We start from the raw sequence: 14,954 nt of genomic DNA, 5'->3' as shown, positions 1-14,954 counted from the left end.
GAAACAGGGCAGAGTATGAAACGAAGATATTTTTTAGGATTAATGGGTGCAACGTTAGTAGGAAGTTTGGCACAGGCTGATGAGTTAAAACATCCCGACATTTGGCTTAAAGATGAGCAAAAAGTTATTTTTGACTCTGTGATGAAAAAGCTTGATATGGTTGAGCGAACAGTTGGTTATGCTAACTTTAATCTTATCTCTTTTGATGAAACACTTAAAATTGCCAAAAACTATCCTAAAATAGGCGCCTTTACACCTGCTGAAATTGCTTACATTGAAGAGATTTTCTATACCGATCCTGTAATCTATGGTTTTTATGGGAAACGAACGGTCGAAGATTTGAGTCATAGTATTCCTGAAAAAGATGTCATTAAAATTGATGGTACGGGGCATTATGTCTACCGAGAGACTTCACAAGAGCTTTTAACGCGTTTAATGAAAGATATTGGGCCAACACTGATTTTAACATCGGGTGTTCGCAGTGTCATGAAGCAGCTCAGCCTTCATATGGAAAAAATTAAAAATGAAAATGGCAATATTACTATTGCGACACGCTCCTTAGTCCCCCCTGGATTTTCTTATCATTCGGTAGGTGATTTTGATGTGGGGAAACGTGGCTGGGGACGTCAAAACTTTACCGCTAATTTTGCACGTACAGAGGAGTTTTGGAATTTACAAAAACTCTCTTATGTTTCGACACGTTATACCATCGGCAATGGAGATGGTGTCCGGTATGAGCCGTGGCACGTGAAGATTGTCTAGATGATCTTAAGCATTGAAAGTAGCTGTGACGATAGCTCTATTGCGATTACGCGTTTAAGTGATAAAAAACTGCTCTTCCATAAAAAAATTTCGCAAGATGCGGAACATGCACAGTATGGTGGTGTTGTACCTGAACTTGCCGCGCGCCTTCATGCGGTGACTCTTCCTAAAATACTTGAAGAGGCGAAGCCCTATTTTGCGGAGCTCAAAGCAATTGCCGTGACGAATGAGCCAGGACTTTCGGTCAGCTTGGTAGAAGGTGTTAGCATGGCAAAGGCACTCAGCGTTGCGCTTCATCTTCCACTCCTTGGTATTAATCATCTCAAAGGGCATATTTGCTCCCTTTTTATCGAAGATGAAATACGTTTTCCGATGGATGTTTTATTGGTCTCTGGTGGGCACACTCAGCTTTTACATGTAAAGAGTTTAGAGGAAATAACCTTACTTGCAACGACGATGGATGACAGCTTTGGAGAGAGTTTTGATAAGGTAGGAAAAATGTTGGGACTTCCTTATCCTGCCGGTGCGCTTATCGAGGCGTATGCTAAAAAAGGCAATGCCAAACGATTTGATTTTACGATTCCTTTGCAAGGTACCTCCACTTCATTACTAGCTTTTAGCTATTCGGGTCTTAAAAACCAAGTAAGACTCTGCGTTGAGGCGCAGGAAAATTTGGATGAACAGACCATCTGCGATATTTGCGCTTCGTTTCAACGTGTGGCTGTGGCGCACCTCATGCAAAAGATCAAAAAAGCGTATAAAGAGCGTCCGGTTGAACATTTTGGTGTTGTCGGTGGAGCGAGTGCAAATCTCTATTTACGTGGCGAACTCGAAGCATTTTGCATGTCTAAAAAAGCGACACTTCATACCGCGAAAATGGAATTTTGCTCCGATAATGCCGCGATGATTGGACGCTGTGCCCTCGAAGCCTATGCTAAAGGCTCTTTTGTAAGCATAACTGATTTAAAAGTACGTAGCACATCGAAAGATATTTTCTTTTAAAATCTTAACGTGGAAACGATCCGTTGTTAATGTCAATGACCGTGCCATTGATGTATTCTGGCGACTCCGTAGCGAGCCAAACAATGGTTTTGGCGATCTCTTCAGGCATGGCAAATCGTTTGGAAATGACGGATTTTAAAAAGGCTTCTTGGCGTGCTTGAGGAATGGTGTTTAGCATATCTGTTGTAACGGGGCTTGGGGCAACGGCGTTGATGATGATTTTGCCTTCAAAGATTTTTGAAAAGCTTTTGGTGGCATTGATCAATCCTGCTTTTGTGATACCATACCAAATATCAGGATGCCCAATTTGTCCCGCAATCGAGGTATTGTTGACAATACGACCACCTTTTTCAAGCATCGTTTTGGCGACCTCTTCAATGAGCTTCACGGGTGCTTCAAGGTTGATTTTAAGCATGGTGTTAATTTGATCGTTTTTGTAGTTTGCATAAGGAATCGCGTACATAATGCCAGCGTTGTTAATAAGAATATCAATTGCTGGAAGTGAGGCAATCAGCGCAGGAATGGCATCGACTTTCACTAAATCAAACGCGATGGTTTTAATTTTTGGATGTGTTGATAGCTCAAAATTTTTAAAGTCACGCGCGAGGACAATAACATCGTAGCCCAACGCCAAAAAAGCTTTGGTAACTTCAAGACCGATACCTTTGTTTCCACCCGTGACTAAAGCTGTTTTTTGCATGAAAATTCCTTTTTGGTTGCTATAAAATAATGATCTCTTCTTCCAGTTTCACGCCAAAGCGTTTGAAAACTTCCTCTTTGACCGCCGTAATGAGTGTGATAGCTTCCTCATACGTACCATCTCCCAGATTGACTAAGAAGTTGGCGTGAACGTTGCTAAACATCATATTGCCAACACGTTTACCTTTAAAGCCCGCCTCTTCGATAAGCTTTCCCGCAAAGTGTCCTTCTGGGTTTTTAAAACAGCTTCCTGCACTAGGCTCTTTAGGTTGATTGTCGCGCATTTTTTTAAACATGGCCAGCAAATTTTCATCAAAACCGCTTTTACATGTAAAGGTGGCTTCATACACAATGCCTTTGATTTTCGCGAAGCGGTAGCCGTGTTCTATCTTTGATTTTTCTATCCAGCCATGCTCGGTTCGAATAGCGATGAGGTCATTGAAAATTTCCCACTCTTTCAGTCCCGCATTCATTGCGATCATGCCACCCAGTGTTCCTGGGAGTTTTTGCATCAGCTCAAAACCTGCAAGATCGTGCTTTTTTGCAAAGGAGAGAATTTTACCACTGGGCGTTGCGCCGCCTACATGTAAAACAGTTTCTTCCAAACGAATAAAATCAAAGCATTTATCTAGCATCGCAAGGGGAGGTGGGGTAGGGCTTACCAAAAGGTTGTTTGCGCCACCAATAAGCTTATAGGCTTTGGGAAGTGGCGTGATAGAATCAAGCAGTAAAACATCAAGTGTTGGACCAATCTTGATGCTAGAATAGGTCGAAAAATGAATCGATTTTGTCATTTAAAAAACAAAGGAAGGGATCATATCAATCATTCGCGTTGTAAACTCAATCATCATGTTCATCATCCATGGCATCGTAAAAATAGCAACAACGATGGTGACAAGAATCTTTGGAACAAAGCTCAGTGTGGATTCATTGATCTGGGTGACCGCTTGAAAAATACTAATGGCAAGACCGGCTATGAGTCCTGAGAGGAGCATCGGCATGGAGAGATAAAGCGCTATTTTAAACGTTTCAACACCGAGTCCGATGAGTTTTGCTTCCATAAAATACCTTTTTAGCTGTTTCGCAATGCTTCGTATTCTTTGGGAATAAGATAGTCACGCGCTTTAATCTGTTGGTCATAAAAACCGTGATTGTACCCAAGTTCAAAGAGTTTGTCGATTGCTTGATATTGAATGTCGCTCATGTCGATCGAATTTTCATTGGCATAGAGTCCAAGATACTTTTTAAGTGTCGCTTGATCGACGCGAACGAGGTTTCGTTCAATCAGCATTTTAGAAAGAAGCCCTTGATGGGTATGGGCAACATCCACAGCTTGAATGAGGGCATCTTCACAGGCAATTGCTCGTAAAATTGGCATAGAACGACGCAGTGCCATACCTCCTAGGGGTAAAGGAAGCTCTTCTTTGCAAAGCTCTTTCCATATATCCCACAATTCTCGCTCAACCACAAGTGTATCGCTAAAATTTAAAATGCTTTCATGAATTAAAACACCTGCGTCCACCTCTCCATCAATAACGGCTTGTTCAATCTCTAAAAAGTTTTTATAGATAATACGTGCTTCAGGGTAGGCAATTTTAAATAAAAGAGCATTGGTTGTATGGGTTCCACTGAGGGCGACTTTAAAATTGCGTTTGAGTTTGGTCTCTTTACGTTTTACGAGTTTTGGGCCATATCCTTCTCCAAAGCTCACTGCCGTGCGTAACAGGGCATATTCACTGCGAATTTTAGGGTAAAGAGCAAAGCTAATCGCGGTGATATCATAACTATTTTTTAAGGCTTCAAGATTGAGTGTCTCAATGTCGAGAGCGATGTTTTCGAAACTCAAACCTTGTGTACTAACCCAGCCAAATTTGATGGCAAAATACATAAAAATATCATCAGCATCTGGTGAATGTGCTACCGTAATCGTTTTCAAAAGTATCCTTGGAAAATTTTAAATCATTTTAACATATTCCATATTGAAATATTTTGAACTGCTTTCAAAGAAATCGTATAGAATTGCTTCAAAGGGCTTTTTCAAGCTCGAAATGATAAAATATTAACACTATAAAAGAGGTAGTACAATGCAAATCGATGAAAATAAGAAAAAAGCACTTGATCTTGCGATCAAACAGATTGACAAAGCGTTTGGTAAAGGGCATTGGTAAGACTTGGGGATAAAGTGGTTGAGCCTATGGCTTCAATTAGCACAGGCTCTATTGGACTTGATCTTGCACTGGGAATCGGTGGTATTCCTCAAGGGCGTATTATTGAAATTTATGGACCTGAGAGTTCAGGAAAAACGACACTCTCACTTCAAATCATTGCAGAATCACAAGCTAATGGTGGCGTCTGTGCCTTTGTTGATGCAGAGCATGCACTGGATGTTAAATATGCAGGAAATCTAGGGGTGGATATCGAGAACCTTTTGGTTTCACAGCCTGATTTTGGTGAACAAGCTCTTGATATTGTGGAGACATTGGCACGTAGTGGCGCAGTGGATGTCATTGTTATTGACTCCGTCGCAGCGTTAACGCCAAAGAGCGAGATTGAGGGTGATATGGGCGATTCGCACATGGGCGTTCAAGCAAGACTCATGAGTCAAGCGCTTCGTAAGTTAACAGCAGTTGTTCATAAAATGAATACAACGGTTATTTTTATTAACCAAATTCGTATGAAAATTGGTACGATGGGGTATGGCTCTCCTGAAACGACTACAGGTGGTAATGCGTTGAAATTTTATGCTTCAGTGCGTATTGATGTCCGAAAAATTGCGACATTGAAACAAGGTGAAGAGCAGATTGGTAACAGAGTTAAAGCAAAAGTGATTAAAAATAAAGTGGCGCCTCCGTTTCGTCAAGCAGAGTTTGATATTATGTTCGGCGAAGGTATTTCGAAAGAGGGTGAGATCGTTGATTATGGTGTAAAACTGGATATCATCGATAAGAGCGGCGCTTGGTTTAGCTATAATGAGACAAAATTAGGGCAAGGTCGCGAGAATGTGAAAGCATTTTTAAAAGAGAACAAAGAAACATCGTTAGAAATTGAGGAAAAAATAAAACAAGCAATCAGTGGCAATGCAATGGTAATGGCATGTGGCGTTGATGATATAAAGGAAGATGAATGATCTATATTGAAGATATCGCGGCAGACGAAGTTTTAGATAGTAGAGGAAATCCAACTGTTCGGGCAAAAGTAACGTTAAGTGATGGCACTGTCGCAAGTGCCATAGTTCCTAGTGGCGCAAGCACTGGAAAACGAGAAGCGTTAGAGCTCAGAGATGCGGACAGTCGTTATATGGGCAAAGGCGTACTGAAAGCATGTGAAAATGTTAATACGGAAATTTCGGATGAATTGATTGGTCTTAGCCCTTTTAATCAAGCATTTATTGATGAAACGATGTTAAAATTGGATGGTACTGAGAACTATGGTCGTTTAGGTGCAAATGCCGTGCTGGGCGTTTCTATGGCTGTTGCACGCGCGGCGGCGTTAAGTCTTGGCATCCCTCTTTATCGTTATCTTGGCGGTGCAAATGCTATGACGCTTCCAACGCCTATGTTTAATATTATCAATGGCGGTAGCCATGCCAATAATAGCGTCGATTTTCAAGAATATATGATTATGCCTCTCAACTTTGAAAATTTTGGTGATGCATTAAGATCTTGTGTGGAAGTCTATCATCAGTTGAAAAAAGTTATTGCAGGCATGGGTGAAAGTACTGCGCTTGGGGATGAAGGTGGTTTTGCACCGAATTTGAAAGATAATGAAGAACCCATCAAAGTCATACTGCAAGCGATTGAAAAAGCGGGTTATAAACCGGGGGTTGATATTGCAATTGCATTAGATGTTGCCAGTAGCGAGCTTGTAGCGGATGGCGGCGGTTATAGACTTGAGTCTGAAAAAAGAACACTTAGCAGTGCAGAACTTGTTGCTTACTATGAAAATCTTTGCGCAAAATACCCAATCGTTTCTATTGAAGATGGGTTAAGTGAAGATGACTGGGATGGGTGGAAACTTTTGACCGAAAAATTGGGTTCAAAAGTTCAATTGGTTGGAGATGATCTATTTGTAACCAATAAAAAAATCTTAAGTGAAGGTATTGCAAAAGGTATTGGTAATGCGATTTTGATTAAACCAAATCAAATCGGTACCGTGACAGAGACAATGCAGACAGTACGCTTAGCGCAACGTAATAACTACAAATGCGTTATGAGTCATCGAAGTGGTGAGAGCGAAGATGCTTTTATTGCTGATTTTGCAGTAGCGCTTAATACAGGTGAAATCAAAACAGGTGCAACAGCCAGGGGTGAGCGAACCGCTAAGTACAACCGCTTATTAGAAATTGATAAAGAGTTAGAATTTGGCGAGTACATAGGAAAACAGCTCTTTATTAAATGAGTGAAGTTTTAGATGAATTTGAAGAAGAAGCCGAAGAGAGTGGAAGCTCTGCTCTCTTTTATCTTAAGGTTTTATCTTTAGCTGTTATTGTTGTTGGATTTGGTCTGTATATTGGTGATGTTCTCTTTGGTAAAAGTTCACTCGACGTGCTTTTAAATCTTCAAGCTGACAAAGACACCTTAACTGTAAAAATAAAAAATCTCAAAGAAGAGAATGCTGTATTACAAAAAGAGTATTTTGAGTTACGACAGTTGGACCCCGATAGATAAATTAAGGAGAACATATGCAGAAGATTCTTTGGCTTTTTCTATCTCTTGCAGTGATACTAGAGGCGAGAGAAAATCCTTTTGAGACAAATATGTCTCCTCAAGACGTTGGACAAACAACACAGATTAAAGAGGAGCGAACAGATTTTGTCAATGCTAGCTTAACCCTTCCAAGCAGTGCGCGGATTTTAAAAAGTGCTTCTGTTACTTTCCAAAATTTAGATGGATCTATTAGTGAAGAAGTTGTTGGGATTGAAAAAAATATTGATTGGCATCTCCCCCTGATCTTAAGCAATGCAAAAGCTGATGCTAATGCCTCTTCTCCTATTGCGCTTCCTGTGAATGTTCCTGATTCTAAAAAAAGTGCTGAAAAAAAAGTACCTGCCCCTAAAGAGGAAAAAATTACAAGCCTTATTGCCCCGAATACTAATGTGGAGGGGAGTACCTTTAAATTGATAGATAATCTCTCTTTTTATATCAATCAGAATGAAATTACTATTTTTACTAAAGATACTAAAGTGCGTGATTTTTTGATAGCAGATCCGTATAAAGTGGTTGTTGATTTCAAAAAGGTCAATTCTTATGCCACAAAAACATTGGATTTTAAAAAAGCTCCTTTTGTTTCAGCAACCCTTGGCGATCATGATGATTTTTATCGAATTGCTATTTTGTTGGATGGACATTATCGTTATGATATAGAAGCTTTTAAGGGTGGCTATATTATTAAGTTGAAGTAAAAAGAGGCTTTACATGTAAGGAAAAATCCTTACATGTAAAGAGTGTTATATCTCGTATTTAGGTGTACGTTCAAGTGGTCCAAGGTAATGTTGGCGAGGGCGCGCAATCTTCATGTCAGGTTGCTCTTTAAGCTCTAGCCATTGTGAAATCCAACCAGGAGTTCTTCCGATCACAAAAATGACGGCGAACATCTCTTTAGGGATTTTCAGTGCTTGCAGGATGAGACCTGAATAGAAGTCAATATTAGGGTAGAGTTTACGTTTAATGAAGTACTCATCATTGAGTGCAATCTCTTCAATACGATGCGCAACTTCCATCAATTCACTGTCAATCGAAAGCTCATTGACCAACTGTTTTTGAAGATTTTTCAAAATCGTTGCACGTGGATCAAAGTTTTTATAAACTCGATGTCCAAAGCCCATCAATCTAAATGGATCATTAGGGTCTTTTGCTTTCGCAATATATTTATCCACATTATCAACACTTCCAATAAGTTCAAGTTGACGAATAACCGACTCATTGGCTCCACCATGTGCTCGTCCCCATAAGGCACCAATGCCTGCAGAAATGGCTGCATAAGGGTGTGCATGCGTAGATGCAACGACACGAACCGCAGTGGTAGAAGCATTTTGCTCGTGGTCTGCGTGAAGGGTAAAGATGGTATCCAGTGCTTTGACTTCAATGGGTTTGAGATCAATATGATGATGAGGATAGCCTCTAATCATATAAAGAAAGTTTTCTGTGAACCCTTTATCTAAATCAGGGTAGATGATAGGTAGACCTTGAGAATAACGATATGAAAAGGCAGCAATTGTTGGAATTTTAGCAACAATACGGTGTGCCATCTCTTTTGCTTCTTCCGGTGAATCCATATCTAGGTGATCAAAGTAAAAGGTTGAGAGTGCTGAAACAGCTGCTGATAAAATTGCCATTGGGTGTGCATTATCAGGAAAGGCATCAAAAAGTTTACGCATACTTTCATGAATAAAGGAACGCTTTTTGAGCTCCATCAAAAAGTTCTTATATTCATCTTTGGTAGGAAGCTCTTTGTGTAAGAGTAAAAAAGCAGTATCTAAGAATGATTTTTTGGTTGCAAGATACGCAATATCATAACCACGATACATCAACTTTCCAAGATCACCATCAATATATGTAATACGTGACCTACAGCTTGCTGTGGAGGTAAAACCACGATCTAAGGTAAACATACCAGTGCTACCATAGAATGTTGAAATATCAACAACATCAGGTCCTAGTGTTGACTTAAGGATCGGAAATTCATACTCTGTGCCCGTACGATTGTCGATAAGGGTAACTGACTCTTTACTCATACGCATCCTTTATTAAATAATAAAATATTATATCGAATTTTGATTTGCCCGCTTAATAAATTGTAAGCATTATTATATTAGAGAGAAGAATAGTATAAAAGTTAGTTTGAAAGTTTTAGGTAGAGCGTAGCAGTAAATCTGCTACGCATGACAGGTTGTGGCAATCTCATAGCCCAAGCGTTCGATCATCTCACGATCACTTGCTGGGAGCTCACCCTTGGTGGTTAGATAGTCCCCGATGACGATAGCATCAGCACCTGCTGCAAATATATCGCATTCTTTGCTTTTAAATGTTGTTTCACGTCCCCCAGCTACCATCAGTCGTGTATTTGGGAGAGCCGTTCTTACTTCAGTAATAATTTCTAATGCTTCTTTTTCACTTAAAGGTGCAGCTTTCAGTGGCAGTGCAGGGTTTTGAATGTAAAAATTAAGAGGCATTGTATCTGGGCTTAATGACTTAACACTTTGTATAAATGCAGTTCGCTCTTCGTGGCTCTCGCCAAGTCCAAAAATACCACCACTACATAAAGAAAGGCCTACTTCTTTAACATTCATACAGGTTTGGTAACGACTTTCCCAAGAATGAGTGGTACAAATCTTAGTATAAAAAGTTTCATAACTTTCTAGGTTGTGATTGTATGAGTTGATGCCCGCATCTTTGAGCATTTTGAGTTGCTCAACAGTCGCAATTCCATTGCAAGCGATCAAATTCAAATCAGGAAGTTCTGCTTTAACAGCGCGCGCTGCTTCGCAAACGAAAGCGAGTTTCTTATCATCAAGTCCAAGTCCAGATGTAACAAGACAAAATCCAATAGCACCATTGTTTACAGCATTTTTTGCCTCAAAAACAATTTGTTCGACTGGTTTATATTTGTAACGCGCTATATCAACATGGTGACGAGCACTTTGTGTGCAAAATCCACAATCTTCAGCACAGCTTCCACTAGAGATATTTGATATAGCACATAAAAAAATTGATTTTTTCATTAGTGAGTATTCCTTATAATCGGTATAATTTAGAAGAGAGAAATCAAGAGGAGCATCTTAAGCTTCCTCTTTGTGTTTACATTTGATGCATTCAAAAATCTCTTTTTTACGAAGTTCTCTTTTTGACATAATATAACCACACTCTGGGCATTTTTTATCGGTTGGTTCATGATTAGAAATAAATTTACATTTCGGGTAGTTCCCGCAACCAAAGAATTTTCCTCTGCGTGAACTTCGCTCAATAATAGAACCACCACATTCAGGACATGGAACCGTTAAGGTAATCTGCTCTTTTGGCGCTACATCGCTCATTTTTTTAATATTTTGAGTGTATTTGCAGGTAGGATAGGTACTACATGCAATAAATTCACCAAAGCGACCTTTGCGTCTAACAAGCTCTTTACCACAGTCTGGGCACATTTCGCCTGTAAAGACAATAACTTTCTGACTCTCGATATTGGTTTTTCCCTCACTCACTTGTTTCTCAAAGGGTTCGTAAAAATTCCATAACGTTGTTTGCCAGTTTTCTTTATCTTCCGCAATTAAATCCAGTGTCTCTTCCATCGTAGAGGTAAAAGATGAATCGACAATTTGAGGAAAGTGTTTTTCTAAAAGTTCAGTGACGCTAAACGCTATTTCACTTGGAATAAGTTGCTTTTTCTCAATGGTAATATAATCACGCGCTGTTAATACCGAAATCGTTGGTGCATACGTTGATGGACGACCAATACCTAAACTTTCCAATTTTTTAATGAGGCTAGCTTCTGAATAGCGTGATGGTGGTTCTGTAAAGTGTTGGTTTGCGTCAATTTTAGCTAGTTTTACCTCTTGCCCTAATGTTAGATCTGGCAAGAGTTTATCTTTGTCATTGTCGCCATAGACTTTATAAAAACCATCGAAAAGAAGCTTACGTCCACTGGCTTTAAACTTACCACTGTCGCTTTCAAACATAAGCGTTTGCGATTCAAAACGTGCGTTGTTCATTTGAGACGCTAAAAAGCGGTTATAAATCAATGTATAGAGTTTGAGCTCATCTGGTTTGAGAAACTCTTTGGCAATATGAGGTGTAAATTCTAATATAGTAGGACGAATTGCTTCGTGTGCTTCTTGAGCACTTTTAGATTTATTCGCATAAAAGCGTGGCTTTTCAGGCAAATATGCATCGCCATAGTTTTTTTTGATTTGATCGCGAGCTGCTTCGATGGCTTCTTTGGAAATATTTAAGGAGTCCGTTCTCATGTACGTAATAACACCCATAACCCCTTGATGCGTTTTAACACCTTCATAGAGGGTTTGTGCAACCATCATTGTTTTTTTAGGCGAATAACCCAAAGCACTTGAAGCACTTTGCTGAAGCGTTGACGTCATAAAAGCGGGGCTTGGAGAGCTTTCACGTTCTTTCTTTTCCAAAAGAGCCACTTTAAACGTTTCCTTCAAAAGCTTATCTTTAATAGTATGGGCACGTTCACTATTAGAAATTGTCATTTTTTCGATTTTGCCCCCTTCAAACTCTATCAAAGAGGATTCAATCGTTTTATTAAACAGTGCGTCGATGCTCCAGAACTCTTCTTCTTTAAATGCTCTTATCTCTTTTTCACGATCTACAACGATTTTGAGTGTGGAGGATTGAACGCGTCCCGCACTGAGGCCTTTTTGTATTTTGGAAGAGAGCAGAGGAGAGAGCTTATAGCCCACAATGCGGTCAAGCAAGCGTCTGGCTTGTTGTGCATTAATACTACTCGCATCTAAAACTCTTGGATTTTCTAAAGCATGCGTAATGGCATTTTTCGTAATTTCATGAAACACAATACGTGGGAGCGATTGTGGGTCTTTTCCAATAGCTGTGGCAATATGAAAACCAATGGCTTCCCCCTCACGATCCTCATCGGTCGCGATATAGACTTGATCTGCAACTTTGGCAAGATCTTTGATCTCTTTAACGACAGCGGCATGATCTTTGGGGATGCGGTACTCTGGAACAAAAGTTTGGTTGTCGATCTTAATACCAAAACTGCTTTTGGGAAGATCGCGGATATGTCCTTTAGAAGCGACAACTGTATAGTCTTTACCTAAAAAATTCTTAATCGTTTTTGCTTTAGTCGGGGATTCGACAATAATGAGATTTTTCACTTATTTTCCATCTTTACATGTAAACATTTTTGAGTATTCTATCTAAAAAAGAATCTTTTTAAAAATAGCCTCTTGGATTAAAGTTTTTTTTTGAGACTCCGATCTTGTTTCTATCAAAGGCAAGGATGCCTGCGAAATACAAAAAGATAAAAGGATTTATCATGGGTTTCCGTATCAACACGAACGTTGCATCACTTACTGCACAAACAAGTGCTGCAGTCAACAACAGAAATTTGGACAGTTCTCTTGCCAAATTGTCTTCAGGTCTTCGTATCAACAAAGCAGCAGATGATGCTTCTGGTCTTGCTATTGCAAACTCTCTTCGTGCGCAAGCAAGTTCTCTTGGTCAAGCAGTCTCTAATGGTAACGATGCGATTGGTTTGATTCAAACTGCCGATGGTGCGCTTAGCGAGTACTCAAACATTCTTGATACTATCAAGACGAAATCTGTACAAGCAGCATCTGATGGTCAAAACTCTACTTCTCGTCTAGCCATTCAAAAAGACATTAGTCGTCTACTTGAGAACTTGAACAATATTGCTAAAACAACATCGTTCAACGGTCAAAAACTTCTTTCTGGTACGTTTACCAATAAAGAATTCCAAGTAGGTGCAAATGCAAATGAGACGATTAAAACCTCTATTGCCTCTGCTGAAACAAGTCAAATTGGTCAAACAAGCCGTGCAACACTTACCGCTACAGCTGGAGAAAATCAATTAACTTTGAAGAGTGCAATTAGTGGCGCTTCAATTTCGCTAGAGTCTGTTAATTTGCAAATGAACAATAATCCCGCTAATGGTATGGGTGCACTTGCAGATCTTATTAACAAACACAGTGCTGAAACGGGTATTACTGCAAAAGCAGTTGTCTCAACAACGACAGCATCTGCAATTTCTGCTGGAACAACAGGGAATGATTTTGCAATTAATGGGGTCAATATTGGTGCTATTAATGTTACAGCAAACGATAGCCAATCAACATTGCTAACTGCAATTAACAACAAAACAACAGAAACAGGTGTTACTGCAACCAAAACTGCTGATGGTAAAATTACATTAGCAACAAGTGATGGTCGTGCGATCAGTGTTACAGGTGATGTTGCTGGTGTTATGGGCAGTAATGCAGATCAAATGAGTACAATTGGTCACCTCGAAGTCGTTCAAGCAGGTTCTTCAACATTCCAAATCAAGGGTGCAGAGTTAGGTACAGCTGTCGGTGCAAACATTACAATCTCTTCAGCAATGAATACAGTTGAAGATTCTACCTTGTCTATAGGTAGCACAATTGCTTCAGGTAGTACAATTGCTGCAGGAACAAAGTTAGGTGTAACGATTAGTGCCTCAGTAGCCATGACTGCCAATGCTCTAGCGCAGGATGCACTCTTGACAGTTGGATCAATTATAGCAAGTGGTAGTACAGTTAATAAAGATACTGTACTAGGTGGTAAATTAACAGTAGATACCACTACTGTATTAAGTTCTGATATGCTTGTTAAAGCAGGTTCTACTTTGGCAACAGGTACAAAATTTGATGCAGGTACGATTATAAACCAAGATATGACTATCTCAGGAACGAATTATAAAGCTGGCTCTGTATTATTAGTCGATACTACAATCGGTGCTTCAGAAAGTGTTACACTCAGCAAAGATATGGTTATGCATGTTGATATTACTGCTCCAAATGCAGCAATAGGCGATGCCAGTATCCTTAATGTGGGAAGTGTTCTTGGACAAGATATTGTTGCTTCCGGTGGAGGAATGACAGTCGTTCAAGATATGACTTTAAAAGCAGGCAGTAGTTTCTTTACTGGAAGTGAGATCGCTGTAGGTTCAGTTATGGGTGAAGCTATAACCGTGAGTGCAGCCACAGCATATGTAACGACAGCTGTTACAGATCTAAAAGCAGGATCTATCTTAACGACAGGTTCAATTCTTAAAGAGAATTCTACTCTAGGTGGAACAGCTGGTTCCAATGCTGACATAACACTCAATCAAGATATGCAGCTAAAAGCAGGAACTTTGTTGAAACTAGGCAGTACCTTAAAAGCAGGAACCGTTATCCAACAAAATCTAACAGCTGCGCAAGCTGGTGGATCTGTAGCGATTGCTGCTGGAACTACGCTTACAACTGACTTGCTAACTACAGCAGACATCTATCTATCTAAAGATATGACAATGCTAAAGGGAGATACAAGTACGGGTGCAACACTTGGTACAATAAAAGCTAATTCTGTATTAGCCCCTAATGCTGGAGATCGTAATAGTGTGCAGTTGAGTGATACAGCATTTACAAACCTTTCAACTATTGATGTTACAACACTTGAAGGTGCAATGAAAGCTATTGACACAGTTAGTGCAGCGATGACAAACCTTGATACAATTCGTTCAGATTTAGGTTCTGTTCAAAATCAAATCACTTCAACCATCAATAACATCTCTGTAACTCAAGTAAATGTTAAGAGTGCAGAGTCAGGTATTCGTGATGTTGACTTTGCTGCAGAATCAGCTAACTTCTCTAAATTTAACATTCTTGCTCAATCAGGAAGTTATGCAATGAGTCAAGCGAACTCTGTACAACAAAACGTATTAAAATTGTTACAATAGTGACAATACCTAAGGCTGTATAGCAGCCTTAGATACGT

Annotated in this window: 13 protein-coding genes and 1 pseudogene; 7 read left to right on the top strand and 7 right to left on the bottom strand. The window is 39.7% G+C overall.

What is annotated here, in order from left to right; genetic code table 11:
• The first annotated feature begins 15 nt into the window (after positions 1–15).
• Complete coding sequence (locus SJPD1_RS13995; RefSeq protein ID WP_096047695.1) at positions 16–762, top strand: M15 family metallopeptidase; 747 nt, start codon at positions 16–18, stop codon at positions 760–762.
• Positions 763–1,764, top strand: a complete 1,002-nt coding sequence (gene tsaD, locus SJPD1_RS13990) for a tRNA (adenosine(37)-N6)-threonylcarbamoyltransferase complex transferase subunit TsaD (RefSeq protein ID WP_096047694.1) — start codon at positions 763–765, stop codon at positions 1,762–1,764.
• Positions 1,765–1,768: 4 nt separating this feature from the next.
• On the opposite strand, the gene SJPD1_RS13985 is transcribed toward tsaD, so the two are convergent.
• Genes SJPD1_RS13985 through SJPD1_RS13970 form a run of 4 tightly spaced genes read right to left on the bottom strand, consistent with a single transcriptional unit; the run spans position 1,769 to position 4,399 of the window.
• Entirely contained in the window at positions 1,769–2,464 is a 696-nt protein-coding gene (locus SJPD1_RS13985; RefSeq protein WP_096047693.1) for an SDR family NAD(P)-dependent oxidoreductase, read from the bottom strand.
• 19 nt (positions 2,465–2,483) lie between these two features.
• Positions 2,484–3,257, bottom strand: coding sequence for a UDP-N-acetylmuramate dehydrogenase (locus SJPD1_RS13980; RefSeq protein ID WP_096047692.1), 774 nt, complete (start codon positions 3,255–3,257; stop codon positions 2,484–2,486).
• Positions 3,258–3,524, bottom strand: coding sequence for a flagellar biosynthesis protein FliQ (gene fliQ, locus SJPD1_RS13975; protein WP_087439725.1), 267 nt, complete (start codon positions 3,522–3,524; stop codon positions 3,258–3,260).
• 11 nt (positions 3,525–3,535) lie between these two features.
• The gene (locus SJPD1_RS13970; RefSeq protein WP_096047691.1) at positions 3,536–4,399 is read right to left on the bottom strand and encodes a menaquinone biosynthesis family protein; all 864 of its coding nucleotides are present in this window, start codon (positions 4,397–4,399) and stop codon (positions 3,536–3,538) included.
• A gap of 154 nt (positions 4,400–4,553) precedes the next feature.
• Here SJPD1_RS13970 and recA point away from each other — a divergent pair.
• The 4 genes and pseudogenes from recA to SJPD1_RS13950 all read left to right on the top strand — a co-directional run bounded on the left by recA (position 4,554) and on the right by SJPD1_RS13950 (position 7,864).
• Positions 4,554–5,590: pseudogene (gene recA, locus SJPD1_RS13965) on the top strand (recombinase RecA).
• On the top strand, positions 5,587–6,861 hold the full coding sequence (eno, locus tag SJPD1_RS13960; RefSeq protein WP_096047690.1) for a phosphopyruvate hydratase: 1,275 nt from the start codon (positions 5,587–5,589) through the stop codon (positions 6,859–6,861). The pseudogene recA and the gene eno overlap by 4 nt, the downstream one beginning before the upstream one ends.
• Complete coding sequence (locus SJPD1_RS13955) at positions 6,858–7,130, top strand: septum formation initiator (protein ID WP_096047689.1); 273 nt, start codon at positions 6,858–6,860, stop codon at positions 7,128–7,130. Before eno ends, SJPD1_RS13955 begins: the two co-directional genes overlap by 4 nt.
• A gap of 14 nt (positions 7,131–7,144) precedes the next feature.
• A complete protein-coding gene (locus SJPD1_RS13950; RefSeq protein ID WP_096047688.1) occupies positions 7,145–7,864 on the top strand; it encodes an AMIN domain-containing protein in 720 nt (239 codons plus the stop codon).
• 45 nt (positions 7,865–7,909) lie between these two features.
• Here the strand turns inward: SJPD1_RS13950 and SJPD1_RS13945 are convergent, their stop codons facing one another.
• The 3 genes from SJPD1_RS13945 to topA all read right to left on the bottom strand — a co-directional run bounded on the left by SJPD1_RS13945 (position 7,910) and on the right by topA (position 12,313).
• Positions 7,910–9,196: a citrate synthase gene (locus SJPD1_RS13945; protein WP_096047687.1), complete on the bottom strand. Its 1,287-nt coding sequence runs from the start codon at positions 9,194–9,196 to the stop codon at positions 7,910–7,912.
• Positions 9,197–9,337: 141 nt separating this feature from the next.
• Complete coding sequence (locus SJPD1_RS13940; protein WP_096047686.1) at positions 9,338–10,183, bottom strand: biotin synthase; 846 nt, start codon at positions 10,181–10,183, stop codon at positions 9,338–9,340.
• Positions 10,184–10,240: 57 nt separating this feature from the next.
• A complete protein-coding gene (gene topA / locus SJPD1_RS13935) occupies positions 10,241–12,313 on the bottom strand; it encodes a type I DNA topoisomerase (RefSeq protein ID WP_096047685.1) in 2,073 nt (690 codons plus the stop codon).
• Positions 12,314–12,474: 161 nt separating this feature from the next.
• Here topA and SJPD1_RS13930 point away from each other — a divergent pair, with 161 nt between their 5' ends.
• Complete coding sequence (locus tag SJPD1_RS13930; RefSeq protein WP_096047684.1) at positions 12,475–14,916, top strand: flagellin N-terminal helical domain-containing protein; 2,442 nt, start codon at positions 12,475–12,477, stop codon at positions 14,914–14,916.
• The last annotated feature ends 38 nt before the right edge of the window (positions 14,917–14,954 follow it).

Origin of the sequence: Sulfurospirillum diekertiae, from assembly GCF_002309535.1 — a bacterium.
GTDB lineage: Bacteria > Campylobacterota > Campylobacteria > Campylobacterales > Sulfurospirillaceae > Sulfurospirillum > Sulfurospirillum diekertiae.
This window is presented reverse-complemented; position numbering and strand designations above follow the sequence as displayed.

Coding starts and splice junctions, on each gene's coding strand:
- SJPD1_RS13995 (WP_096047695.1), top strand. CDS start 16: ATGAAACGAAGATATTTTTTAGGATTAATGGGTGCAACGTTAGTAGGA.
- tsaD (WP_096047694.1), top strand. CDS start 763: ATGATCTTAAGCATTGAAAGTAGCTGTGACGATAGCTCTATTGCGATT.
- SJPD1_RS13985 (WP_096047693.1), bottom strand. CDS start 2,464: ATGCAAAAAACAGCTTTAGTCACGGGTGGAAACAAAGGTATCGGTCTT.
- SJPD1_RS13980 (WP_096047692.1), bottom strand. CDS start 3,257: ATGACAAAATCGATTCATTTTTCGACCTATTCTAGCATCAAGATTGGT.
- fliQ (WP_087439725.1), bottom strand. CDS start 3,524: ATGGAAGCAAAACTCATCGGACTCGGTGTTGAAACGTTTAAAATAGCG.
- eno (WP_096047690.1), top strand. CDS start 5,587: ATGATCTATATTGAAGATATCGCGGCAGACGAAGTTTTAGATAGTAGA.
- SJPD1_RS13955 (WP_096047689.1), top strand. CDS start 6,858: ATGAGTGAAGTTTTAGATGAATTTGAAGAAGAAGCCGAAGAGAGTGGA.
- SJPD1_RS13950 (WP_096047688.1), top strand. CDS start 7,145: ATGCAGAAGATTCTTTGGCTTTTTCTATCTCTTGCAGTGATACTAGAG.
- SJPD1_RS13945 (WP_096047687.1), bottom strand. CDS start 9,196: ATGAGTAAAGAGTCAGTTACCCTTATCGACAATCGTACGGGCACAGAG.
- SJPD1_RS13940 (WP_096047686.1), bottom strand. CDS start 10,183: ATGAAAAAATCAATTTTTTTATGTGCTATATCAAATATCTCTAGTGGA.
- SJPD1_RS13930 (WP_096047684.1), top strand. CDS start 12,475: ATGGGTTTCCGTATCAACACGAACGTTGCATCACTTACTGCACAAACA.